Here is a 21,298-nt window from a genome sequence, read left to right on the forward strand (position 1 = left end):
AAAACTATTTAATAAATAAAGCTGAAATTAGTAAAGCTCAAAACCGTTAAAGCTCAAAGTCATCAAAATCGCTTTCTGATAAATCTGAATCAATCTGACCGACCAGATACGAGCTGATCTCTGTCTCTTGCGGCGCGACTTGTACGTTGTCAGAAGACAGCCATGTATTGATCCAAGGAATCGGATTGGATTTAGAATTTGGAAAGGCCGAGGGCAAACCAACCGCTTCCATACGCAAATTAGTAATATATTCTATGTATTGGCAAAGAATGTCTTTATTCAGTCCAATCATCGAGCCGTCTTTAAACAAATATCCTGCCCACTCTTTTTCTTGCTCAGCCGCTTTACGGAAAATCTCGATACCTTGTTCATGGCACTCTTTGGCGATCTCCACCATCTCTGGATCGTCTTTACCATTACGCATAAGGTTGAGCATATGCTGCGTGCCAGTCAGATGCAGCGCTTCATCACGCGCAATGAGTTTAATAATCTTGGCATTACCTTCCATCAGTTTGCGCTCAGCAAAAGCGAACGAGCAGGCGAAGGACACATAAAAGCGAATGGCCTCAAGTACATTGACCGCCATAATGCACAGATACAGCTGCTTCTTTAATAAGCGCAGATCGACAGTAATCTCTTCACCATTAACATTATGCGTGCCAGCACCGTATAAGCTATATAGCTGCGAGTTGCGATACAGCTCGTCATAATACTGCGCAATATCAGAGGCGCGCTCCAAGATATGCTGGTTCTGCATAATGTCATCAAAGACGATGCTAGGATCGTTGACGATATTACGAATGATATGGGTATAGCTACGTGAGTGAATGGTTTCACTAAATGACCAAGTTTCAATCCATGTCTCAAGCTCTGGGATCGATACTAGCGGCAACAGGACAATGTTGGGGCTGCGACCTTGGATGGAGTCGAGTAGGGTCTGGTACTTGAGGTTACTGATAAAAATATGCTGCTCATGCGAGGACAAATTACCATAGTCGATGCGGTCGCGTGACACGTCAACTTCTTCGGGACGCCAAAAGAACGATAGCTGCTTTTCGATCAGCTGCTCAAAAATCGGATGCTTTTGTTGGTCGTATCGCGCGACGTTGACGGGTTGACCAAAGAACATCGGCTCTTTAAGGGCATTATTCGGCGTTTGGGAAAAAATTGAGTAAGTCATGGTACTGCCTTTAGTGGTTATGCGGTTGTTAAAGTTTAATTGCGATACGTTATAAATTCTCTAAAGATATCTGCGACGACGCGGATTCATCATTCATATAAGCCTTGATGATCTCGCTCAGCTCCATATCATTGAGTCCTTCTAGCTCGCCGACATCACTTTTACCAAGCGCATTTGCATCAGCGTCTGGCGATGGTTTCGATACTGCTTTTTGCGCTTGTCTCTTTGGTGGCTTTTTCAGCGCTTTCGTCTCTTTGGATGCATTATTTGCGCTTAATTGCTGACGTACATCTTCGAGATCTATCTCTACTTGTACGATATGCGAGCCACCATCGTTTAGGTCTGCAAATACGTTCGGGATAAACAATCCACCGTCTTTAATGATTGCGGTATATTGCATGTTTATGACCTCCGTTTGTTTTTATTTTTTTGTGTTTCAGTTATGGTTGGCGCGACCCAAGGCTTTCGTATACTCTGTTATTTTCTCTTTTGCCTACGGCTAATACATAAACTACCACTACATCATCTTTGACGGTATAAACCAGACGATAGCCTATGGTGCGTAGTTTGATTTTATAGGCGTCTGTATGTCCTGAGAGTTTCGATGCAGAAACACGAGGGCTTACTAATCGCTGCTGTAATTTTTTCTTAAATTGCTGCTGAATACTGGGCGCTAACTTTTTCCATTCTTTTAATGCTAAAGGATGAAACTCAAGATTATAAGTCATCCAACGTTACCTTTACAGGTACTTGCCCGTCATTCATTCGTGCGTCAACGGTTTGGCTCAATGCCATATCGTCCATCGCTTCCATCATGCGCTCATACATATCTGTTGAAACTAAGTAAGCCACAGGTTTGTTATGATTTAAAATAGCAATGGATTCACCATCCGACTGTTTAATCAGTGCCGAAGGGTTGGTCTTTAACTCTGAGATACTGGCTGTCTGTGTCGCAAATATCGGTTGCATAATTCATTCTCCACTAATATTAAGCTCTAAATATAGGGCTAATTTTAGCACGAAAATTAGGTCTTATTTGTTGTTGTATTAAATTAAATATTTTGGGTAGCCAATCCCGCCTACCGCTTGTATCTACCTAGCCGCTGGCGTGCCGTCTACTGTGTCTGGTCGCATTCCTGTTGCTTCGATACTCTTTAAGCATGATGTCCAGACTGAATATGCATCTTCATCTACGTTGGCAGGATACAGCTAAGGAATTTGCGAGAATGCAAATTCCCTTGCACTCGGACGAAGCAGTGCTTCGTTATTTCCTCGCTCAGGCTAAAAGCCTTGTTCGGGAGTCCTTCCTATTCTTATCAAACTTTTTATTTGAGCGTAATTTGTAGGGTGCTTTTTAAGCACCGTTAAACTTAACTCTCAAACTATTGGTGCGCGAGGCGCACCCTACATCACGAGCCAACATAAGCTATAAAGTTGAATGTGTTTTTGCGTAGGCTGTGGCTTTAGCCCAGCTCAAGATTTTGTAAAATTACAATGTTGGGTCGAAAACCCAGCCTATGCTCGCTAGTATAATTGCAAAGACTTATACAATCCTCTATGCACTGTTATAGCATGATCAAAATTTAGGTTTGCTTCTCTATTTATATATCTAAAAACCAGTTTATTAGTTTCATTATTATGATTACCAATAACGCTGAAATTGAACAATACTTGTAAAATAAAATTAGAATCTTTGTTTGATAGTAATCCTTTAGAGTAATGAGAATCATAAAGCATCGTAAATTCATCTATATTTAAATGAGCTTTCCCAATTTTAGAGAATATATCAAGTACTCTATCAATATCAGGAATTATACTATGGATTTCATCTACCAATTCACTTCTAAAATAACTAGAGTAAGTTATGTCTTGAGTTGTTACAGTAGCTGGAAAAATTCTTGAATGGTTAGACTCATAAATTTTCTTAGCACATAGCTGTACATATTTTATATAATCTCTAGGTCTGTGTAGTGTTTCCTTAGTAATCCAGTCATACATAGTCATCGTTTTATCTCTGTTGCCACCATAATAAATAGGTTCATTAGAGAAGAAGTAATTCCAAATTTTTCCAAAATTTTCAATGTCACTACGCAAATGTTTAGCTCTAGAAAGTCTATATGCTATAAGCGACTGTATAGTATATTTTGTCCACGTTAGAGATATTGATAAATCGCTCCATTTATTCTTGTCGTGATCCTGAATTAAATCATAGATATCATCTCGCAAAAAAATTACTGGATTAATGTTTAACTTATTATCAAAAGATAAAGATTTGATGTGCTGAATAGCTTTAAATAATCCAGCTATAAGATTTAAATACTGACCATCAGGTTCTAAAACTGATTGATATTTATAGTCCTCATCTAACTCATCAAATATTACAAAGTAATTAGAATTATCAATATTTTCAAAAATAAGCTCCTCTAAAAACTCTACCTTTTCTATCCAGTTAAGTTCATCCTTTATATCAGATGTTCCATAACAGAAAGATAATGCTTTTATATCAAACTTGAACTCTTTTGAAGTAATTTCCTTGACTCGTCTAGATAAACCTTTAATAGGTTTCTTAGGTAAAATTGCTTTAATATCTTTTTTTACTCTATCATCTATGGACTGATTGTTTTGCATCAAATATAAAATATCAATATAAATAATATATTTCCAAATAGTTATATATCCATTCGGATTTGTATAACTCTCATCTTTTAAAGAGTATAAGGTATTGAACGGAAAGTTTTTAAGGGATAGGTTTGACGCAAAATGATTATAAGATGTCTGAGATTGTAGAAAGTTAGCTATAGCAGTTTTGCCTGTTCCTTTTCTACCTATAACGTAAGACTTATCACCTCTAAGAAGCATATCTACTTCAAATGTTTTATAGAAGTACCTTTCGTTATTTTCTAAGTTTGCATCAATTCTCCAACTAGCTACTTCTTTAAAAGCTTCTCTTCTTTTATCAGACATAACTATCTCCATAGGTATAACTAGTAAGGATTTACTTTGTTCTTAAAGTAACAAACAGCGAGCCCAACCAAAGAGTCAAACCCGCCATCAAACCTAAATCTTACAAGCCCCGCCAGCACAATCATCTTCCATATCCGCTTGCGCATCATTCGCACCATCACGGGTATTGTGATAATACAAGGTCTTTACGCCAAGCTTATACGCGTTTAGTAGATCCTTAAGCAATATCTTCATCGGCACACGGCCGCCTTCATAACGAACAGGGTCATAATTGGTGTTGGCCGAGATGCTTTGATCGACGAACTTTTGCATGATCGCGACCAATTTCAAATAGCCATCATTATTCGGCATTTGCCACAGTAGCTCGTATTGACCGCGTAGCTTATTAATCTCAGGCACGACTTGCTTAAGGATACCGTCCTTTGACGCTTTGATAGATACCAGACCGCGTGGCGGCTCGATACCGTTAGTAGCGTTGGCAATCTGGCTTGAAGTCTCAGACGGCATTAGCGCGGTTAGAGTAGAGTTGCGCAGACCGTGTTCGGTAATATCTGTACGCAAGCTTTCCCAATCAAGATGTAACGGCTCTTGGCAAATTTGATCCAAGTCCTTTTTATAAGTATCAATCGGCAGGATACCTTGCGAATAAGTCGTCTCGTTGAAGGCCGGGCACGCGCCTTGCTCTTTAGCCAGTTTATTTGAGGCTTTCAAAAGATAATATTGTAGCGCTTCAAAAGTCTGATGAGTCAGACCCAATGCTGAGTCGTCTGAATAGCGCACGCCGTTCTTAGCTAAGTAATAAGCGTAGTTGATCACGCCCACACCTAAAGTACGGCGGCGCATACTGCCATTTTCAGCGGCTTTGACGGGATAGTCTTGATAGTCGAGTAGGGCATCAAGTGCGCGCACGATCAGCTCGGCCGGCTCTTCGATGTCGCTAACGTTGTCAACTTTGCCTAGGTTCACCGCTGATAGCGTACATAGGGCAATCTCGCCAGTTTCATCGTTGATGTTATCAAGAGGCTTCGTCGGTAGGGCGATCTCCATACACAGATTGGATTGGCGAATCGGCGCAACGGTGGCGTCAAACGGACTATGGGTGTTGCAATGGTCGACGTTTTGAATATAGATACGGCCCGTGCTGGCGCGCTCTTGCATCATCAAGCTAAATAGATCCGCTGCGGGGACTTGGCGCTGACGAATAGATTCATCGCCTTCATATTTGGTGTACAGCTCTTCAAACTTATCTTGATCTTCAAAGAACGCATCATACAGACCGGGCGTATCATCAGGCGAGAATAAGGTAATGTTTTGCCCTTTAATCAGACGTGTATAAAGGGTCTTATTAATTTGCACGCCGTAGTCCATGTGACGGACACGGTTATCTTCCACGCCGCGGTTATTTTTTAAGACCAATAACGACTCAACTTCTAAATGCCATAGCGGATAAAATAGAGTTGCCGCGCCGCCACGAACGCCACCTTGTGAGCAGCATTTAACCGCCGTTTGGAATAGTTTATAGAACGGCACACAGCCAGTATGCTGCGCTTCACCGCCGCGAATCGGGCTACCAAGGGCGCGAATACGCCCTGCATTGATACCGATGCCTGCGCGCTGCGACACATAGCGCACAATGGCGCTGGTAGTGGCATTAATAGAGTCAAGGCTGTCGCCGCATTCAATGAGTACGCATGAGCTAAACTGGCGCGATGGGGTACGCACACCAGACATAATTGGCGTTGGCAAAGAGATTTTGAATTCTGAGGTGGCATCATAAAAGCGTTTGACATAATTCATACGCTCAGCTGGGTCATAATTAGCAAACAGACACATACCGACCAGCATATATAAAAACTGCGGGCTCTCAAAAACGGTTTTAGAGACGCGATCTTGCACTAGATACTTGCCTGCCATTTGCTCCACTGCCGCATAAGCAAGATTCATATCGCGCCAATGATCCATATACTCGTTTAATTCATCAAACTCGCTACGGCTATAGTCTTGCAGTATATGCTCATCGTATTTGCCAGCGTTGGTAAGTTTGGTAACGTGGTCAAAAAGGGTAGGCGGCTCAAACTGGTTATAGGCAATTTTGCGCAGGTGAAAAATGGCGAGGCGAGCGGCTAGATACTGGTAATCAGGAGTGTCTTCTGAGATCAGATCAGCGGCTGATTTGATAATAGTTTCGTGAATATCGCGGGTTTTGATGCCTTCGTAGAACTGAATATGTGATTTAAGCTCAACTTGTGAGACTGATACATTTTCTAAACCGTCCGCGGCCCATGCGATTACCTTATGAATTTTGTCTAAATCAATAGGCTCTAATCGTCCATCGCGTTTGGTCACTTGAATATTATCGATATGTGTCATGTTGTCCTCGTAAAGTTGATTGCTAAGATCTACGTGGTAAGTAAAACCAGTCTTATATTTTTAGCACGTCATAGTCTATTACAAAGCTAGCTGGCTAAGTTTTTTTAAGCAAAGCATCAGCGCAGCTCATAGTGACAAAGAAAATCACTGAGCACTAGATATAGCGTGTTTTTTAGTAGATAGGCACAATATAGCGGGAAAATTTTGAAAATGCTATATTGATTTTAGCGTGAATATATGTTGCCATGAGGTGATAGCGAGCCAAAATTTTGGCAAAGGACGGCAGGATAAGGGTTAGCGCGGTTGTGTTAAATCTTAAAATAATTTGTAAAGAAGTCGTTATCGTTTTCTTTTTATTTATCGACAAATAATTGGTTATTAGTAGTAGACAAAATGCGAATACAAGATGGCTGCAACAACGCTGCTGATTTTACAGGAGCGCATAAAAAATCGCCACCTTTATAAGTGACGATTGTGGTATTTATAAACTTACTTACTTAAAATATCGCAGTGGTTTTCTAGTCCTAGCACTTACTTTTACAACGCTACGTTTTATACAACCATACGTACCGTTTTGGCCTCATCAAGAGCAGCGTAAAGCGTATTGACTTGCTCGGCGGTGGTCAGATACAGATTGACTCGTGCTGAGTGAAAGCGGCCTGTTTTAGAAGGTTTAACCTCGATAGACGCCAAGTCGAACTCTGGGAACTGGCTACCAAGGATGAGTTTGACCTCATTTAATAGCGTTTCGTGCTCGCCTTCGTGACCGATAATACTCATAGGATAGTCCATGGGGAACTCCCACAGCTCAGGGTTTTGAATATCGGTTTTTTTACCTTTTAAAACACCATCGTTGGCGACCAATTCGGTTACTTTAACTTCTCTTTTAGTCTCTTGGTCTTGATTGGTGTTGTTTTTTGGATCATCACTCATAGTAGTTACCTTGTTTTTATTGAAATGATAGCTTTCGGGTTAATAATGTTATCTAGTGTATTGACTATTTATGATGATGGTGTGGTCATTATTCAAGTGCTACGATAGGTGTGAGCTATAGTAGATGCTCTAATTTTTTTACCAATAACATTTTATAAAATGCTTTTTTGTTCACAGTATAGGCCGCAGACTATAAGGCCAAATTGGTAAGCTATTTTTTATAGCCACAAATGGCTACATAGTCGCCGCGCTGATAACCTTCGATCACTTCTTGCACGTTATCATTGGCATACATAGGATGCGTCAACAATGTTTGCGCGTATTCAAAACCTGTAAACCCACTGGCCTGCATGGCCCTGATTTTCTCCTCAGAGGTGCGCCAGTTTGCCGATTTTACCAGTTCAATGGGATAAGGGTCATTAGGGGTGATATGCGCAAGTAGCGGATGCGTCCAAGTATCTAAAGAGGCCGCTAGATTGTAAAGAGTGGCAAAACCGCTCTCTTTTGGCACATCAATGAGTATTAATTTGCCGCCAGTCTTTAGGGCAGCAAACGCCTTGTTAATACATAGATCCAAATCGCTGATATAACTGACACTGCCATTAAACAAGATAGTATCAAATTTACTAGGTTCGATGACGCACGCTTCAGCAGGACTGATATCAACTTGCAAGCCACGTTTTTCAGCGATCGCTGCCATATCCTTTGAAGGTTCGACCCCATACTTGATAGAGATATCAAAATCCTTTGCTAATAGCATCTCAAAGAGCCCGCTACCACAGCCTATAGATAGTATTTCACTATCCTTGTCTAAAAAGTAGGCGACCAGTTTTAGCTCACTGGCAAGTAAGTTTTGGTTATTTAAGAACCAGCTGTCATAAGCGTTTGCGTGTTCATCAAATACAGCCATAAGATTTCTCCTCAGGTTTGGGTGTTAAGTGATCGTAATTTTCTCTAACAACTGCTAATTTAAGACAGCTCTAAAGCCATCTGCCAGAAATTAACTTCCATACGACAAGCGGTATTAAATAACTGCTGCAACTTGTTGACTTGAGAGGGGACAGCTTGTGTCAAGAGCTCATTAATCTGAGCTTCATTTTGTACTGTGATGGCTTGAAACTCATCACTAGCAAAGACATCGATCCATGGCTGATAAGGGTTATCAGCCATGAAACCTTGGGCCTTGAGGCGTTCGCCAATCTCGCCATAACCCATCAAACAAGGGGCAATAGCGGCATAAAGTTCAATAAGAGAGCCTGACATAGCTGCATCTAGAAGATAGCGGCTATAAGCGATGGTTGCCGCAGATTCAGGGGTATTCTCTACCTCTTCAAGACTCATACCCCACTGACGACAAAAGTCCAAATACATGCCAATTTCTAGATCAAGCATGGCATTGATACCGGCTTGGCCCAGACGCATTTGTGCCAAAGTATCACTTTTATAAACACTCAAAGCCATCACTCGAGTGTAGTGGAGCAGGTATAAGTAATCTTGCTTTAAATAGTGGCGAAAGCTGTCTGGAGCAAGCGTGCCTGTCGCTAGCTGATTGACGAAGTTATGATGAATGTAATCATTCCATATAGGACAATTACGGCGTAACGTTTGATAGTCCATAGTGCTCACTTACTTTGATAAAAATATTGAGTAAGCAAATAGCGGGAAACAATAAACAAGCACGCACAAAAAAAGCCTTGCCGGTTTATATTATATAAACTGGAAAAGCTTATATAAACTGGCAAGGCATCGTTATGTGCTGAGTAATAAAGATTCACGCTTGTTTCCTACGTCAGTGCTAACTGCATCAGGTTCGCGGGTATTTCTCAGCGATGATTTTAGATATTGCTAAACTCTAAAATCAAAGCACCCCGACAAGGTTTTTTAAGAATTTTTGATAAAAGCTGAACAACTAAGTTTAAGACGTTTATCGTAAAGCTATGATAAACGAATCTAGCTATAATTAGCAAGAAGAGAAGAGTCAGGAGCCAAAAGCAAGAAGCCAAAAGCAATAATAGACAGAAGGGCAACAGGGGTTATAACCTGATTTAAAACTAGGCATAAAAAAAGCTGAGACACGCTCAGCTTTTATGCTTTTACAATTAATCTAGTTATTTATTAATCATTCTCTAAAAAAGAGCGCAGATGCTCAGAGCGTGACGGGTGGCGCAGTTTACGTAGTGCTTTGGCTTCGATCTGACGAATACGCTCACGAGTGACATCGAACTGCTTACCGACTTCTTCAAGGGTATGATCGGTTGGCATATCGATACCAAAGCGCATTTTGAGGACTCGTGCTTCGCGCTCAGTCAGATTGCCTAGTACATCGCGAGTGGCCTCGCGTAGACCTGCTGAGGTCGCATCATCAACTGGACTTGAGATGGTTGAGTCTTCAATAAAATCGCCCAAATGCGAATCTTCATCATCGCCGATAGGGGTCTCCATAGAGATCGGTTCTTTGGCAATCTTGAGCACTTTACGTACCTTGACTTCATCCATCTCTAAACGCTCGCCTAATTCCTCAGGAGTTGGCTCGCGTCCCATCTCTTGTAGCAGCTGGCGTGATACCCGATTAATTTTGTTAATAGTCTCAATCATATGCACCGGTATACGAATGGTGCGTGCCTGATCCGCGATAGAGCGAGTAATGGCCTGACGAATCCACCACGTAGCATAGGTTGAGAACTTATAACCCCGGCGATACTCAAACTTATCGACCGCTTTCATAAGACCAATGTTACCTTCTTGAATCAGATCCAAGAACTGCAAACCACGATTGGTATATTTTTTAGCAATAGAGATCACCAGACGCAAGTTAGCTTCGACCATCTCTTTTTTGGCGCGGCGCGCTTTAGCTTCACCAATAGCCATACCGCGGGCAACATCCTTCATATCATGGATTTCCATGTCGAGCTTTTGCTCATAATCAAGGATTTTGCGCTGTAATAAGATCACATCATCAACGACTTTTTCTAGGGTTTCGCTAAAGGCTGGGCTACCTTTTAAGCGTTCAGTGAGCCAATCGACGTTGGTCTCGTTGCTTGGAAAGGTCTTACGAAACTCAGCACGCGGCATACGGCCACGGCGGATGACCAGACGCATAATTTGACGTTCGTGTTTGCGCACATCATCGTAGACATCATGCATGATTGCCATGACTTGATCAGACATACGGTTATTGAGTTTGAGCATCATAAAGCGATTAGCAAGCTGCTCATAAGCTTCGACAGCTTGTGTGCTACCGCGGCCATAATCAAGTAGAGCTTGTTTGGCGATAATAAATAAGTTCTCAATCTCCTCTAAGCGTAGACGAACTTCTTCAGGATCAATACCTGTGGTTTCTTCTTCAACCTCATCATCAGCAGCTTCTATATCGTCGTCGTCCTCATCATCGTCGTCATCGACTTTAGCATTCGCTTTTGCTTTAATAACAGGCGCTTTTTCTTTTTCTTCTTTTATTCTTTCGCGCTCTTCTTTTTCTCTCTCTTTTTCCTCTTTTGCTGCTATTCTATCCTCTTCTGTTTCAGGGTCTAAGAATCCTGTAATCACATCAGAGAGTTTTTTCTCACCCTCTAATACGCGCTGGTATTCATCAAGGACGAACTGCACAGTACCCGGCCAGTGTGCCATAGCGTATTGAACATCACGAATGCCTTCTTCGATACGCTTGGCAATAGCAATCTCGCCTTCACGAGTGAGCAGATCAACCGTACCCATCTCGCGCATATACATACGTACAGGGTCGGTAGTGCGACCAGGCTCAGTCTCAACAGAGGCAAGCACCGCCGCTGCCTCATCGGCTGCCATATCGTCATCGCTTGAATCATCGTTCATCAAGATGTCGTCAGCATCTGGCGCGGATTCAAATATTTTAATACCAACGTCCGTCAACATCTGGATGATATCTTCGATCTGATCGCTTTCGGTAATAGAGTCGGGTAGCTGATCATTTACCTCAGCATAAGTAAGATACCCTTGCTCTTTACCCATTTGAATTAAGGTGGCCAGTTGAGAGGTGGACTTAGAAACTGACTTATCGTTCATAAATACTCGCTTGCATCGGGCACTTTTATGATGTGACAACTACTGCTTATTTGCTGCGCTGATCTAATCGATAGATTGATCGGCTAACAGCATATGATGTGTCAAAAATCACAAAAATGAATTAATGTGAATAAAGGCTCAAAAAACATCAATAAAACGCTAAATATAAACCTAACAAAAACTTAAAAATATATAGTTATAGCTAATAAAATAATAGCCATCATAAACAGCGGCGTAGTTTAACACAGACTACCACTTACCAGCACGTTGCATTAATTAGTGGCACTACTGTTTATAACTATCTTACGTATGACTATCTCGTTAAATGCCTGCTCGCTATATCCATAGATGATGGGGGCAATAGCTAGTGTTTTAAAGGGCGATCTTCTGACGGTACCTAATAAGCAAAAAATTCGCTCTAGATGCCCGTCATTAAGGCGGATTGTTCTGCTTGCTGCGCGCGCCGCCATTTACTCAAGTACTGCGCTTGCATACTCAAAATAGCAAGCTTAATATGATCTGGATTGTTGATCAGCTGTTGTCTTTCTTTTTTCATATGGCGTTCTATTAGTTGACTGACTAAGTTTTCAATCAATTCATCAACGCTTAATATATTACGTGCAGTAAGCGTCTTATAAAACCCGCCCCAGCTTCGACTCAAAATGGACTGATTGGCAGGCTCAAGGTTCGATAAAATAAAATGAGCGGCCGCATTGACGTCTGTTGGCAAATACAATAAACAACGTTTTATCGTCGTTACGATGTCGAGTAGTGCTGCATCCTGTAGATCTTCCCATGCCAGCGCTCTAAAAGCATCGGAGGAGGCTTTTTGTTTGATATGTGCCGGCAGGTTTAAGTTATCAATACCAGCTTGTTGCCAGATAGCGGTAAGGGGATCCTCTGTCAGAGCACGCGGCTGGAACAAAAAACACAATTGCAGCTGCTGGCTGATGGTCATGTCGCCATCAAAATCTAATAATGCGTCTTTGGCTTCACTGTTTTGACTGCGCTTGCCGCCAAGTTTTTGGTAGATATCATTGTTAAGCAGATAACGAAAACTACTGCCTTTGGGTAATAAGTTAGTCAAAGTGCGTACTTGTGACATCAGCTTAGCTTTGCCCTCTGCCAAGCTTAAATCAAAACGCTCGCTTAGATAGGCAAAGATATACTGCGATAACGGCATCGCTTGATCGATTTGCTCGCGCATGGCCGCTGCGCCCTGAGTTTTAATAAAGGTGTCAGGATCGTGGTTGTTGGGCAACGTTAAAAACCGCAGTTCTTTATCATCACTAAAGACAGGCAGCGCAACCTCAAGCGTCCGCCAAGCAGCTTTTTGTCCAGCGCTATCACCATCGAAGCTCAAGGTAAGGGTAGGGTTTAGCGTCAATAGGCGTGAGATTTGACTCTCATTAATTGCCGTACCCATAGAGGCCACCGCGCCATAAATACCGGCTTGATATAGGGCGATCACATCCATATAGCCTTCGACCACTAGCCAGCGCTCAGCGCGCTGCTGACGTGATTCATAATAGCCGTAAAGGACGTGCTGCTTATGAAAGACAGGTGAGTCTGAGGAGTTAATGTATTTGGGTTTAACCTCATCATCAAGCGCTCGGCCCCCAAAACCAATGGTGCGCCCTTGATTGTCCCGAATCGGGAAAATTACCCGATCGCGTAGCAAGTCATAATCACGTCCTGACTCTGATTGGCGCACCAAACCCAGGGCTTTAAGACCCTCGATATCTTGCGGAAACTGATGTTCAAGATGCTGCCAACCAAAAGGTGCGTAGCCCAAACCAAAAGTCTCAAAAGTGTCCTCAGTGATACCGCGCGCGGTAAAATACTGCTTGGCATGGGGATGAGTCTTCAGATTGTGCTGATAAAAGGCTTGGATTTGGCTAAGTAGATCATACAAATTACCGTCTTGATCACCTGCATTATTATCTTCTAATGATATCGCTGCTAGGGAGGCATCGTCCATCCAGGCAGGCGGGTAATCAGCGTAGGCGTTACTGTCACTATAATCGGTATGACTTACATAGTCGTTAAAATGGTTATTATCAACATGATGGTGATCAGATGAGTGGGGTACATTAATTGAGGTATCGACTAGTGATTGTCCAGTCGACTCTATCGTCGGGTGCAAGCTTGAGGGGTTCGATGACGTTTGTTGCGATGATGGATGGTTTGGTTTGGGATTATTACGCTGGTAGCTGACGTTTTGTTGCTCATCTTTTGGAACTTCGATGCCGGTTTGTTTAGAGAGTTCGTTTACCGCCTCAATGAAGGTAAGGTTTTCATAATCGCGCAAAAAACTAATAGCATTACCACCAACGCTACAGCCAAAGCAGTGATAGATGTTTTTTTGTGGATTGACATAAAATGAGGGCGATTTTTCGCCATGAAACGGGCAGCAGCCTTTATACTCGGTGCCTGCGCGCTTGAGTGTCGTATAGCGCCCAATGATACTGATCAGATCAGCTTGGCTATTTAATTGATCGAGAATATGACTTGGAATGCTCATGAGAAAAACAGTTTACCACAAGATAAATGCTCGTTATTCACATTTTTGCTTTGGCAGCAGAGTACTAAAAATAAACATCAAAAACCTTGATAAATCAGTATAAAAAACAAGGCCAACTTTATAGTTGACCTGCTCAAATAGATATGGATGATCTAGTCAACTCAAGGGTTATCTATTGTCTATAGGATCTGCAAGCGGCGCGTCAGTATCAAAAGGCGCTGGCGTACTATCACCGTTATAATTAGGAGGGGTATTGATAGGATCAGGGGTGGCAAGCTGCGGGAGGATACTAGCCTCGCGAGCCGTAGCACCAGTACTGGCCGGATCAGTAACTCGACCAGCCGCCCCTTCAGGAAGACCTAAACCAATATTAATACCACCAGCATCTGCTTCGGCAAGATTATTTGGCAAAGCTGCAGCGTTATCAGTAGGCAGTTGCAGCTGAGAAGCCGCTTGTACCACCTGCGTCTTGGTTGCGCCTGTATATTGACCTTGAGTAAACGCAGCGTCTCTCAAGCTTGCACGTCCCAGCTGCCCAAAGGTGAGTTTATTAAGCCATGAACGATCGCTTTTGGTGGACAGCTTGACGCGTCCATCGGAGGTTAACCACTCAGGATAGTTGATTTGCAGTAGCGTTTTATACTCCCGGGCCAGATCTGTCAAACCTAGCTGCTGATGACTATAGGCAAGAACCGCGAGAGCTTCTGGTACCGCCTCACTGAGCGGATAATACTGGAACACCCATTTAGCTCGATTCACCGCCGCTACATAAGCTTCACGCTCAACATACCAGTTGGCTGCTGTCAGCTCGCTTTGAGCAAACTGGTTGTAGATAAAAATCATGCGCTGCGCAGCATCTGGCGCATAAGGGCTGTTAGGGTATTTATTAATTAGCTCTTGAAAATTAGCAAAAGCGATACGCAAAAAGGCGGTATCACGTTCTGATTGGTTAAGCTTAAATATTTTGAGGCCATCAGACGAGCCTTCCATATTGGCCACACCGCGCACATAGTAAGCATAGCTTATTTGCGGATTAGAGGGGTAGAGATTAATAAAGCGTTCGGCACTTGCAGCAGCAGTTTCATAATTGCCGCCGGCGTATTCAGCATACATCATATCAAGCAGCGCTTGCTCTGCATATTCACTAGTAGGATAAAAAGTGCGCAGGTTAGTCAGATCTTCAATGGCCCGATTATAGCGGCCTTTATCGATCTCAGTAATGGCATCAACATAGTAACCTTGTGCTGATTTCTCAGCGGTTTCGACAGCATCGACATCCTTGCCAGTCAAATTCTTGAAAGTCTGGCAGCCTACCAAACTGACACTCAGGGCCAGTAAAGTTACTGATGATAATTTAACAAATGTGTTGCCAACAGGGCGCATACTTCTTCTCCGACACAAGACGCACAATAACGGTGGCGCTATTATACTATACGACAAGGTTAATGATAAATAACAAGGTTAAGAACAACCAACCGACTAAAAAGACAACTATTCGCCCAGTATCAAGCGGGGTTGCAAGGTAGCATACAGCAAAATCTTGCCTACTTTATAGAATTACGCCTGCTTCGTCTATGCCTGCCTATGCTAATTTGCAATTAAAAAGCGGTCAGTCAACTCTAAGATTAGGGTTAAGCCTCTATATTTATTGCTATATAGATCAGCTAATCAGTACAAAGCTGGGCTAATAAATAGGTCAATAAACTAATAGACTAGATAAAGCCTTAAACGATAAATTTTGCCTAGTTTAGCATGAGCGCCTTTCATGGGCGATGACAAATATAGTCATTAGAGGCAAATATACAGTAAATTACGGCAATGTCATATTACAGTGAGTTGTAAACCTAACCGTCAACTCAAAAAAGCTGGCTAAAAATAGCAGATAAATACTAGTAGCGGTAGGGCCTTGGCACTGGGCGTGGTACACTATGGCACTATATAATTTATCACTAACAATCATCTACCATGAACAGCAATGCTATGACCATAAATGCGTCCAAAAACCAAACCCCTGATAGCGAGATGTCAGCACAATATTCATCCCCTCACGAGGATTCTTTAAATGATAGTAGCGATTTTGTTACCAAAACAGCTGCTACCGATGAGATAGAGATTGGTGATAGCTTGCCGGGTGATGAAGGTATTGATCATGACGATGATAATGACCATGACTACGATAATGATCATGACTATGATGACAACGCGCCAGTAGCTGGGCAGGCTGTAGCACAAGTTATTGATGTTAGCCATACGGTCACAGACAAAGAAGCGGGCCTGCGTATCGATAAGCTTGCCTCGCAAGTTTTTACTGACTTCTCACGAGTAGAGCTACAAGGCTGGCTCAGTGATGGTAGTTTGTTGTGCAATGGTAGCGTGCAAAAGCCCAAATATCGCGTTAAAGCGGGCGATATTATGCACTTGTCTACAACTTTGCAGCAGCATAGCGAAGATTTGCCTGAAAATATCACTATCGATGTCGTTTATGAAGATGAGACTGTGCTGGTCATTAATAAGCCTGTGGGTATGGTGGTACATCCAGGTGCAGGCAATCAAACTGGTACCCTCGTCAATGCCCTGCTATATCATTATCCACAGCAGCACCATCTACCACGTGCAGGTCTGGTGCACCGAATTGATAAAGATACCTCGGGGTTATTGCTTATTGGTAAAACTAAACCTGCACAAATGGCACTAATGGCACAGCTTAAAGACAAGACAGTTTACCGTCATTATCAGTGTGTGGTCGCAGGGGACGTAGCAAGTCTTAAGCGCCATCAAAGGATCGATGCGCCAATTGGACGCCACCGTAATCAGCGCACCAAAATGACAGTGATGACAGCTGGACGTGAGGCAGTGACTCATCTATTGGACATTACAGCGCTTAATGAAAACTACTGTTTATTGGATGTGGGTCTTGAGACGGGACGTACCCATCAGATTCGAGTGCATCTTAGTCATATTGGTTATCCAATAGTGGGCGATCGGGTCTATGGTGGTCGCCGTCAATTGCGAGCTGGCTTGACAGAGAAGCAGCGTCAAGTGATTACTAATTTCCCGCGTCAGGCTTTACATGCTTATGAATTAGGGTTTGTTCATCCGGTAACTGATGAAGATATTGAAGTGAGTGCGCCTATTCCTGAGGATATGCAGCAGCTGATCGCTGTGTTAAGCGATGACTATGATGAATAAGACAATAACAGATTATGATAGATAAACTTCCGATCAATATACTGGCGCAGCTTGATGATGTCACTATTTTTCAAACCGCCGCCTTTCGAAACACGGTTTCTCAAAGCGCTGTTTCTCAAGATACCGTTTTTGAACAGAGGGTGTCTGAGTCGGCAACGAGTGCTCAAAGCGATCCTTATCTGCTACAAATGGGTCAGGCAAGCTTTGGTGAGTTTAATCTTGGACTGCATGTCAATGACGATCCAACAAAAGTATTAGCCAATCGTATGCGTCTTTTGTCCGCGATTAATGAGCACTTAGCATTGAGACAAAACTTACCTATCAAGCGTTTGCACTGGGTTAATCAAGTGCATGGCAGGCAAGTTTACGATGTCGATAACCATACTGTTAGTATGTGCCCAATAGATGCCGATGCGATGATCAGCCAGCAAACCCAGCTAGGTCTTGCCATCATGACAGCTGACTGCGTGCCTATTGTATTGTATCAACCGTTATCAGGACAAATAGCGGCGATTCATGCAGGCTGGCAGGGTTTAGCTTATGGTGTTATCCAAGCTACTGCACAGACTTTTACCCTACCGGGACAAATCATGGCTTGGATTGGCGTTAGTATCAGCCAACATCACTACGAAGTAGGTAGCGAGGTTCGCGATAAATTACGAGCAGGCTGTCTAGAGAACCAGTTGCTATCAACGGTACAGATTGATAATTTCGATACATTGTTTTCGATATCAACAGATAGTGAGGCGAAACCTAATCCAGAGCAGGTAAAAACGACTTTAGCCAACAACCCTAAAATCAAACTAGATTTACCTAAACTTGCTGCCTATCAATTGCAACATGCTGGTATTGAAGTAAAGAATAAGGCTGACACTTGTAGTTATGCTGATACACGTTACTATTCTTATCGACGCCAAACACATTTGCAACAGCCTGCGACAGGGCGTATGGCACTGATCATTGCTCACAGCTTACCTATTAATAGTGTGACTGAAGACAAGTAGTTTTTGATAAATAGCTTCTAACCATAAAAAACAGCAGGTCTTGGTCTGCTGTTTTTTGTTTAGGTAGGTTTTACAGTTTTGATAGTATGTGTTATTAGCATACAGAATCACTGGACTTTGGTACTGACAGTCCAAATAAAGGACGCAAGTACAATGCTAAAAAGGTTCCTGCCATAGCAAGTATGCCCCAAATGTAGCCGTGTAAGCTAAAAGAAGCAATGCCGCCAAAATAGGCACCGATATTACAGCCAAACGCAAGCCGAGCACCATAACCCATCAGCAATCCACCGATAACCGAAGCGGCAAAATTACCAACAGTGATCTGAGTGAATTTGAACAAACCACCCGCTGCCGAGGCGACAAAAGCACCAATAATGATGCCAATATTTAATACCGTAGTGGAGTCTGCAAAGATGGATGCATCAAGAGCCGCGGCACTTGCGCCTTGCCAATATCCCCAGCTTGCGACGTCGACGCCCAGAGTGCTGGCGATCTTAGAACCCCATAAAGTAAATGCTGACGTAATACCCCAAGGCTGACCACGGGTTATCAATGTCAAGGCATTAAGGACGGCTAAGACTACTGCTGCTGCAAACAGAGGCCACGAACCTCGAAAAATTCGTATCCATCCACTTGCAGAAGGCACAGGCGCCATCTTTGGGGCGTGTCTTTTTTTCTCAATAACGAGCGTAGCCCACGCAATCAAACCAAACAGCGCAAGTGATACCAGCCAAGCCCCGGTGTAACCAAGACCAGTAGAGGTAGCCAATGAAAAAGCTTCATAGGCGGGCATCTCTTCTGTCCAAAACGGCAAATGGTAAGCACCAAACGTAGCACCAATAATAAAAAAGATAAAAGTTATAAACATGACAGAGCGTCCGCCGCCTACCGCATAGAGCGTACCAGAAGCACAGCCGCCGCCAAGCTGCATACCAATGCCAAACAAAAAAGACCCTACCACTAAGCTGACGCCTAATGGCGCTACGTAGCCTGCGACCGGCTCGCCAAATAAGCTCGTACCAAAAGCCAATATAGGTGCAAACAAAGTTACAGCGACTGCGAGCATAAGCATATGAGCGCGCATAGCCTGCCCATTACCTACTGCCATCATACGTCTAAACGCAGAGGTAAATCCGAAGCGGGCATGAAAAAGAGTGTAACCAAGTAGCAAGCCGATGCCGAGTAGCAAAGATTGAGAGATATCTTGTGTATTGAGTAAATAAGTTAGTAGTAGTATGCCTACAATAGCGCCTGCTGCTATCAGAGGTTTTTGCGGTGCATTCAAGGCAAGATCCTGTGTTACTACAGGATCCTTAGTATCATTTACAGGTTGAACTCTCGTCATCGTCAAAATCGTAGCTCCTCTTTTATAGGTGTAAATTTGATAGGTATAAAATATTGATATAGGATCGCCACATCATAATGTCATTTTTATGAAAATAAAGGCGCAACAATAGAAGAAATAAGAATTAGCATATGAACATATAGCATACTGCCAATACTAGTTCTTAAAGGTAGGCAAATAATGCTTATTTACATAAGTTAGTTGATAATTTGTCAAATCACGCTACAGTAGCGCTACTAATACTAGCTACTGTTCTTAGCAGTCTTGTATCTATCTACAACAGCCAGAAAACTTTTCGTATTTAAGACTGACTATCATGCAGCGACATACGTTAATATCTGACTAATTAAACCCTGTAGATCAATTATTTATCATTCATTATTAGAGTCAATATGAATCCATCTAGTGCATCAGAGGTACCCGTTAATACTATCAATAATCAAACCCCTACTGTATCTATTGCAGTTATTTACCATAGTAATTACGGCCATACTAAGCGAGTTGCCGAAGCGGTTGTTGCTGGCGCGCGTCAACAGCTACCAGAAACGCAGGCTAGAGCAATTGATGTTCATGATGTGGATTGGGATTTTGTAGATCAAGCAGATCTACTAGTTTTTGGTAGTGCCGTCTATATGGGTAGCGTGACGGCTGAATTTAAAACCTTTATGGATGAGACCTCAAAGCGTTGGTATCACCGCAAATGGGAGGGGAAGTGGGCTGCCGCTTTTGCCAACTCTGGGGGACTGAGCGGTGATAAGCTTGCCGCATTACAGCAGATTTGCTTATATGCTATGCAGCACGGTATGAATTGGATCGGTTTGCCGTTAATGCCAACAGGTCATGCCGATGATGACTTAAACCGGCTATCAAGCTTTTTGGGTCTAATGACGCAGTCGCTAAACGCGCCGCCAGAGGAAACCCCGGGTAAAGGTGACATTGATACTGCGATCTGGTTTGGTAACCATTTGGCGAAAACTATTATTAAACATCAGCCAACAAGCTCAAATTAAAGACTAGTGGGTTTATTTTAAACATTAGTTGCTTTTAAGCTAGAGGTTACTGGTATGGGACTATCGACAAACTGAAACGATTGACAGCCACTAAGTAATATGGTTGACACCATCAAATTACAAAGAAGGAATATTTTCACAGCAGTTCTTATCATTTTAATTCCATTCATAGGGTAGGATGTAGCGTAATTTGAAGCTACGACTTTAAGCTTTTCAACCTAATCTAAATAGCTATATTTATATTGTATTATCTATCTATTTATGGTTAATAACCTTTGATAAAAAATATGCATGAAAGTTGTGTATATGTTGTGTATACCAACTTTATAGCCTAACTCAGATTAAACAAGAAACGATAGCTTTTCATAATAGTTTGTTAAGTATGAAATTCAAAGAAAAATGTATGTGTCTAGCTATATTTACCACTTTCAATAGCTCAAAATTTGGATATATTCTTAGCTGCTTCATCATAACTGCTAGCTGCCGTTTACTTATGATGTTTTTTTATTTTTGTAAACAAATAGGACGAATGAGTAAAGATAGAAGAAATACTAGCGAAATAGTTTTATCTTACACAGAATCAAACAGTGAGTTATCTGACAGTAAGAGGTAATTAGAACTGGATATAACTTAAAACTGCTAGATACTATTCAGAGTCAATTTTTAGATAATAGAGTTTTTAGAGATAAGTGATTCGTTGGTTAGTAGCCAACAACTAAAGAACATAACCCAGCAAAA

The 21,298-nt window shown here is 42.3% G+C and carries 16 protein-coding genes and 1 riboswitch; of the genes, 3 read left to right on the top strand and 13 right to left on the bottom strand.

Annotated elements, in window-relative coordinates; translation table 11 throughout:
• Positions 1–46 precede the first annotated feature (46 nt).
• The 12 genes from nrdB to ACR63N_RS05920 all read right to left on the bottom strand — a co-directional run bounded on the left by nrdB (position 47) and on the right by ACR63N_RS05920 (position 15,395).
• Entirely contained in the window at positions 47–1,180 is a 1,134-nt protein-coding gene (nrdB, locus tag ACR63N_RS05865) for a class Ia ribonucleoside-diphosphate reductase subunit beta (protein ID WP_472782583.1), read from the bottom strand.
• Between the two features lie 49 nt (positions 1,181–1,229).
• Entirely contained in the window at positions 1,230–1,580 is a 351-nt protein-coding gene (locus ACR63N_RS05870; protein ID WP_472782584.1) for a hypothetical protein, read from the bottom strand.
• 40 nt (positions 1,581–1,620) lie between these two features.
• The gene (locus tag ACR63N_RS05875) at positions 1,621–1,908 is read right to left on the bottom strand and encodes a type II toxin-antitoxin system RelE family toxin (RefSeq protein ID WP_472782585.1); all 288 of its coding nucleotides are present in this window, start codon (positions 1,906–1,908) and stop codon (positions 1,621–1,623) included.
• The gene (locus ACR63N_RS05880; protein ID WP_367103389.1) at positions 1,898–2,149 is read right to left on the bottom strand and encodes a type II toxin-antitoxin system Phd/YefM family antitoxin; all 252 of its coding nucleotides are present in this window, start codon (positions 2,147–2,149) and stop codon (positions 1,898–1,900) included. Before ACR63N_RS05880 ends, ACR63N_RS05875 begins: the two co-directional genes overlap by 11 nt.
• 555 nt (positions 2,150–2,704) lie before the next feature.
• The gene (locus tag ACR63N_RS05885) at positions 2,705–4,144 is read right to left on the bottom strand and encodes a P-loop ATPase, Sll1717 family (protein WP_472782586.1); all 1,440 of its coding nucleotides are present in this window, start codon (positions 4,142–4,144) and stop codon (positions 2,705–2,707) included.
• 93 nt (positions 4,145–4,237) lie between these two features.
• On the bottom strand, positions 4,238–6,514 hold the full coding sequence (gene nrdA / locus ACR63N_RS05890) for a class 1a ribonucleoside-diphosphate reductase subunit alpha (RefSeq protein ID WP_472782587.1): 2,277 nt from the start codon (positions 6,512–6,514) through the stop codon (positions 4,238–4,240).
• 552 nt (positions 6,515–7,066) lie between these two features.
• Complete coding sequence (locus ACR63N_RS05895; protein WP_367103383.1) at positions 7,067–7,447, bottom strand: YbeD family protein; 381 nt, start codon at positions 7,445–7,447, stop codon at positions 7,067–7,069.
• A 211-nt stretch (positions 7,448–7,658) separates the two neighbouring features.
• Positions 7,659–8,357, bottom strand: coding sequence for a class I SAM-dependent DNA methyltransferase (locus ACR63N_RS05900; RefSeq protein ID WP_367103382.1), 699 nt, complete (start codon positions 8,355–8,357; stop codon positions 7,659–7,661).
• A gap of 59 nt (positions 8,358–8,416) precedes the next feature.
• The gene (gene tenA / locus ACR63N_RS05905) at positions 8,417–9,064 is read right to left on the bottom strand and encodes a thiaminase II (RefSeq protein ID WP_367103381.1); all 648 of its coding nucleotides are present in this window, start codon (positions 9,062–9,064) and stop codon (positions 8,417–8,419) included.
• A gap of 147 nt (positions 9,065–9,211) precedes the next feature.
• Positions 9,212–9,328: riboswitch (TPP riboswitch) on the bottom strand.
• A 234-nt stretch (positions 9,329–9,562) separates the two neighbouring features.
• Positions 9,563–11,488 carry an RNA polymerase sigma factor RpoD gene (rpoD, locus tag ACR63N_RS05910; protein ID WP_367103380.1) on the bottom strand — a complete coding sequence of 642 codons (1,926 nt, stop codon included), beginning with the start codon at positions 11,486–11,488 and terminating at the stop codon, positions 9,563–9,565.
• Between the two features lie 418 nt (positions 11,489–11,906).
• A complete protein-coding gene (locus ACR63N_RS05915) occupies positions 11,907–14,012 on the bottom strand; it encodes a DNA primase (RefSeq protein WP_367110299.1) in 2,106 nt (701 codons plus the stop codon).
• A gap of 168 nt (positions 14,013–14,180) precedes the next feature.
• Positions 14,181–15,395: an outer membrane protein assembly factor BamD gene (locus ACR63N_RS05920; protein ID WP_367106036.1), complete on the bottom strand. Its 1,215-nt coding sequence runs from the start codon at positions 15,393–15,395 to the stop codon at positions 14,181–14,183.
• Between the two features lie 597 nt (positions 15,396–15,992).
• Between ACR63N_RS05920 and ACR63N_RS05925 the strand changes: the two genes are divergently transcribed.
• Together ACR63N_RS05925 and ACR63N_RS05930 are read left to right on the top strand one after the other, a co-directional pair.
• Entirely contained in the window at positions 15,993–17,201 is a 1,209-nt protein-coding gene (locus tag ACR63N_RS05925; protein ID WP_367106035.1) for an RluA family pseudouridine synthase, read from the top strand.
• A gap of 14 nt (positions 17,202–17,215) precedes the next feature.
• Positions 17,216–18,205: a purine nucleoside phosphorylase YfiH/LACC1 family protein gene (locus ACR63N_RS05930; protein ID WP_367110298.1), complete on the top strand. Its 990-nt coding sequence runs from the start codon at positions 17,216–17,218 to the stop codon at positions 18,203–18,205.
• 94 nt (positions 18,206–18,299) lie between these two features.
• Here the strand turns inward: ACR63N_RS05930 and ACR63N_RS05935 are convergent, their stop codons facing one another.
• Complete coding sequence (locus ACR63N_RS05935; RefSeq protein ID WP_367110336.1) at positions 18,300–19,550, bottom strand: YeeE/YedE family protein; 1,251 nt, start codon at positions 19,548–19,550, stop codon at positions 18,300–18,302.
• Positions 19,551–19,942: 392 nt separating this feature from the next.
• Here ACR63N_RS05935 and ACR63N_RS05940 point away from each other — a divergent pair, with 392 nt between their 5' ends.
• Complete coding sequence (locus ACR63N_RS05940; protein WP_367106032.1) at positions 19,943–20,560, top strand: flavodoxin family protein; 618 nt, start codon at positions 19,943–19,945, stop codon at positions 20,558–20,560.
• The last annotated feature ends 738 nt before the right edge of the window (positions 20,561–21,298 follow it).

This window comes from Psychrobacter sp. M4, from assembly GCF_055699795.1.

Excerpts from the sequence above, each read along its gene's own strand:
- ACR63N_RS05900 (WP_367103382.1), bottom strand. The coding sequence starts at position 8,357 with ATGGCTGTATTTGATGAACACGCAAACGCTTATGACAGCTGGTTCTTA.
- ACR63N_RS05925 (WP_367106035.1), top strand. The coding sequence starts at position 15,993 with ATGACCATAAATGCGTCCAAAAACCAAACCCCTGATAGCGAGATGTCA.
- tenA (WP_367103381.1), bottom strand. The coding sequence starts at position 9,064 with ATGGACTATCAAACGTTACGCCGTAATTGTCCTATATGGAATGATTAC.
- ACR63N_RS05930 (WP_367110298.1), top strand. The coding sequence starts at position 17,216 with ATGATAGATAAACTTCCGATCAATATACTGGCGCAGCTTGATGATGTC.
- ACR63N_RS05870 (WP_472782584.1), bottom strand. The coding sequence starts at position 1,580 with ATGCAATATACCGCAATCATTAAAGACGGTGGATTGTTTATCCCGAAC.
- ACR63N_RS05935 (WP_367110336.1), bottom strand. The coding sequence starts at position 19,550 with ATGACGAGAGTTCAACCTGTAAATGATACTAAGGATCCTGTAGTAACA.
- nrdB (WP_472782583.1), bottom strand. The coding sequence starts at position 1,180 with ATGACTTACTCAATTTTTTCCCAAACGCCGAATAATGCCCTTAAAGAG.
- ACR63N_RS05915 (WP_367110299.1), bottom strand. The coding sequence starts at position 14,012 with ATGAGCATTCCAAGTCATATTCTCGATCAATTAAATAGCCAAGCTGAT.
- ACR63N_RS05885 (WP_472782586.1), bottom strand. The coding sequence starts at position 4,144 with ATGTCTGATAAAAGAAGAGAAGCTTTTAAAGAAGTAGCTAGTTGGAGA.
- ACR63N_RS05940 (WP_367106032.1), top strand. The coding sequence starts at position 19,943 with ATGAATCCATCTAGTGCATCAGAGGTACCCGTTAATACTATCAATAAT.
- ACR63N_RS05875 (WP_472782585.1), bottom strand. The coding sequence starts at position 1,908 with ATGACTTATAATCTTGAGTTTCATCCTTTAGCATTAAAAGAATGGAAA.
- nrdA (WP_472782587.1), bottom strand. The coding sequence starts at position 6,514 with ATGACACATATCGATAATATTCAAGTGACCAAACGCGATGGACGATTA.
- ACR63N_RS05920 (WP_367106036.1), bottom strand. The coding sequence starts at position 15,395 with ATGCGCCCTGTTGGCAACACATTTGTTAAATTATCATCAGTAACTTTA.
- rpoD (WP_367103380.1), bottom strand. The coding sequence starts at position 11,488 with ATGAACGATAAGTCAGTTTCTAAGTCCACCTCTCAACTGGCCACCTTA.
- ACR63N_RS05880 (WP_367103389.1), bottom strand. The coding sequence starts at position 2,149 with ATGCAACCGATATTTGCGACACAGACAGCCAGTATCTCAGAGTTAAAG.
- ACR63N_RS05895 (WP_367103383.1), bottom strand. The coding sequence starts at position 7,447 with ATGAGTGATGATCCAAAAAACAACACCAATCAAGACCAAGAGACTAAA.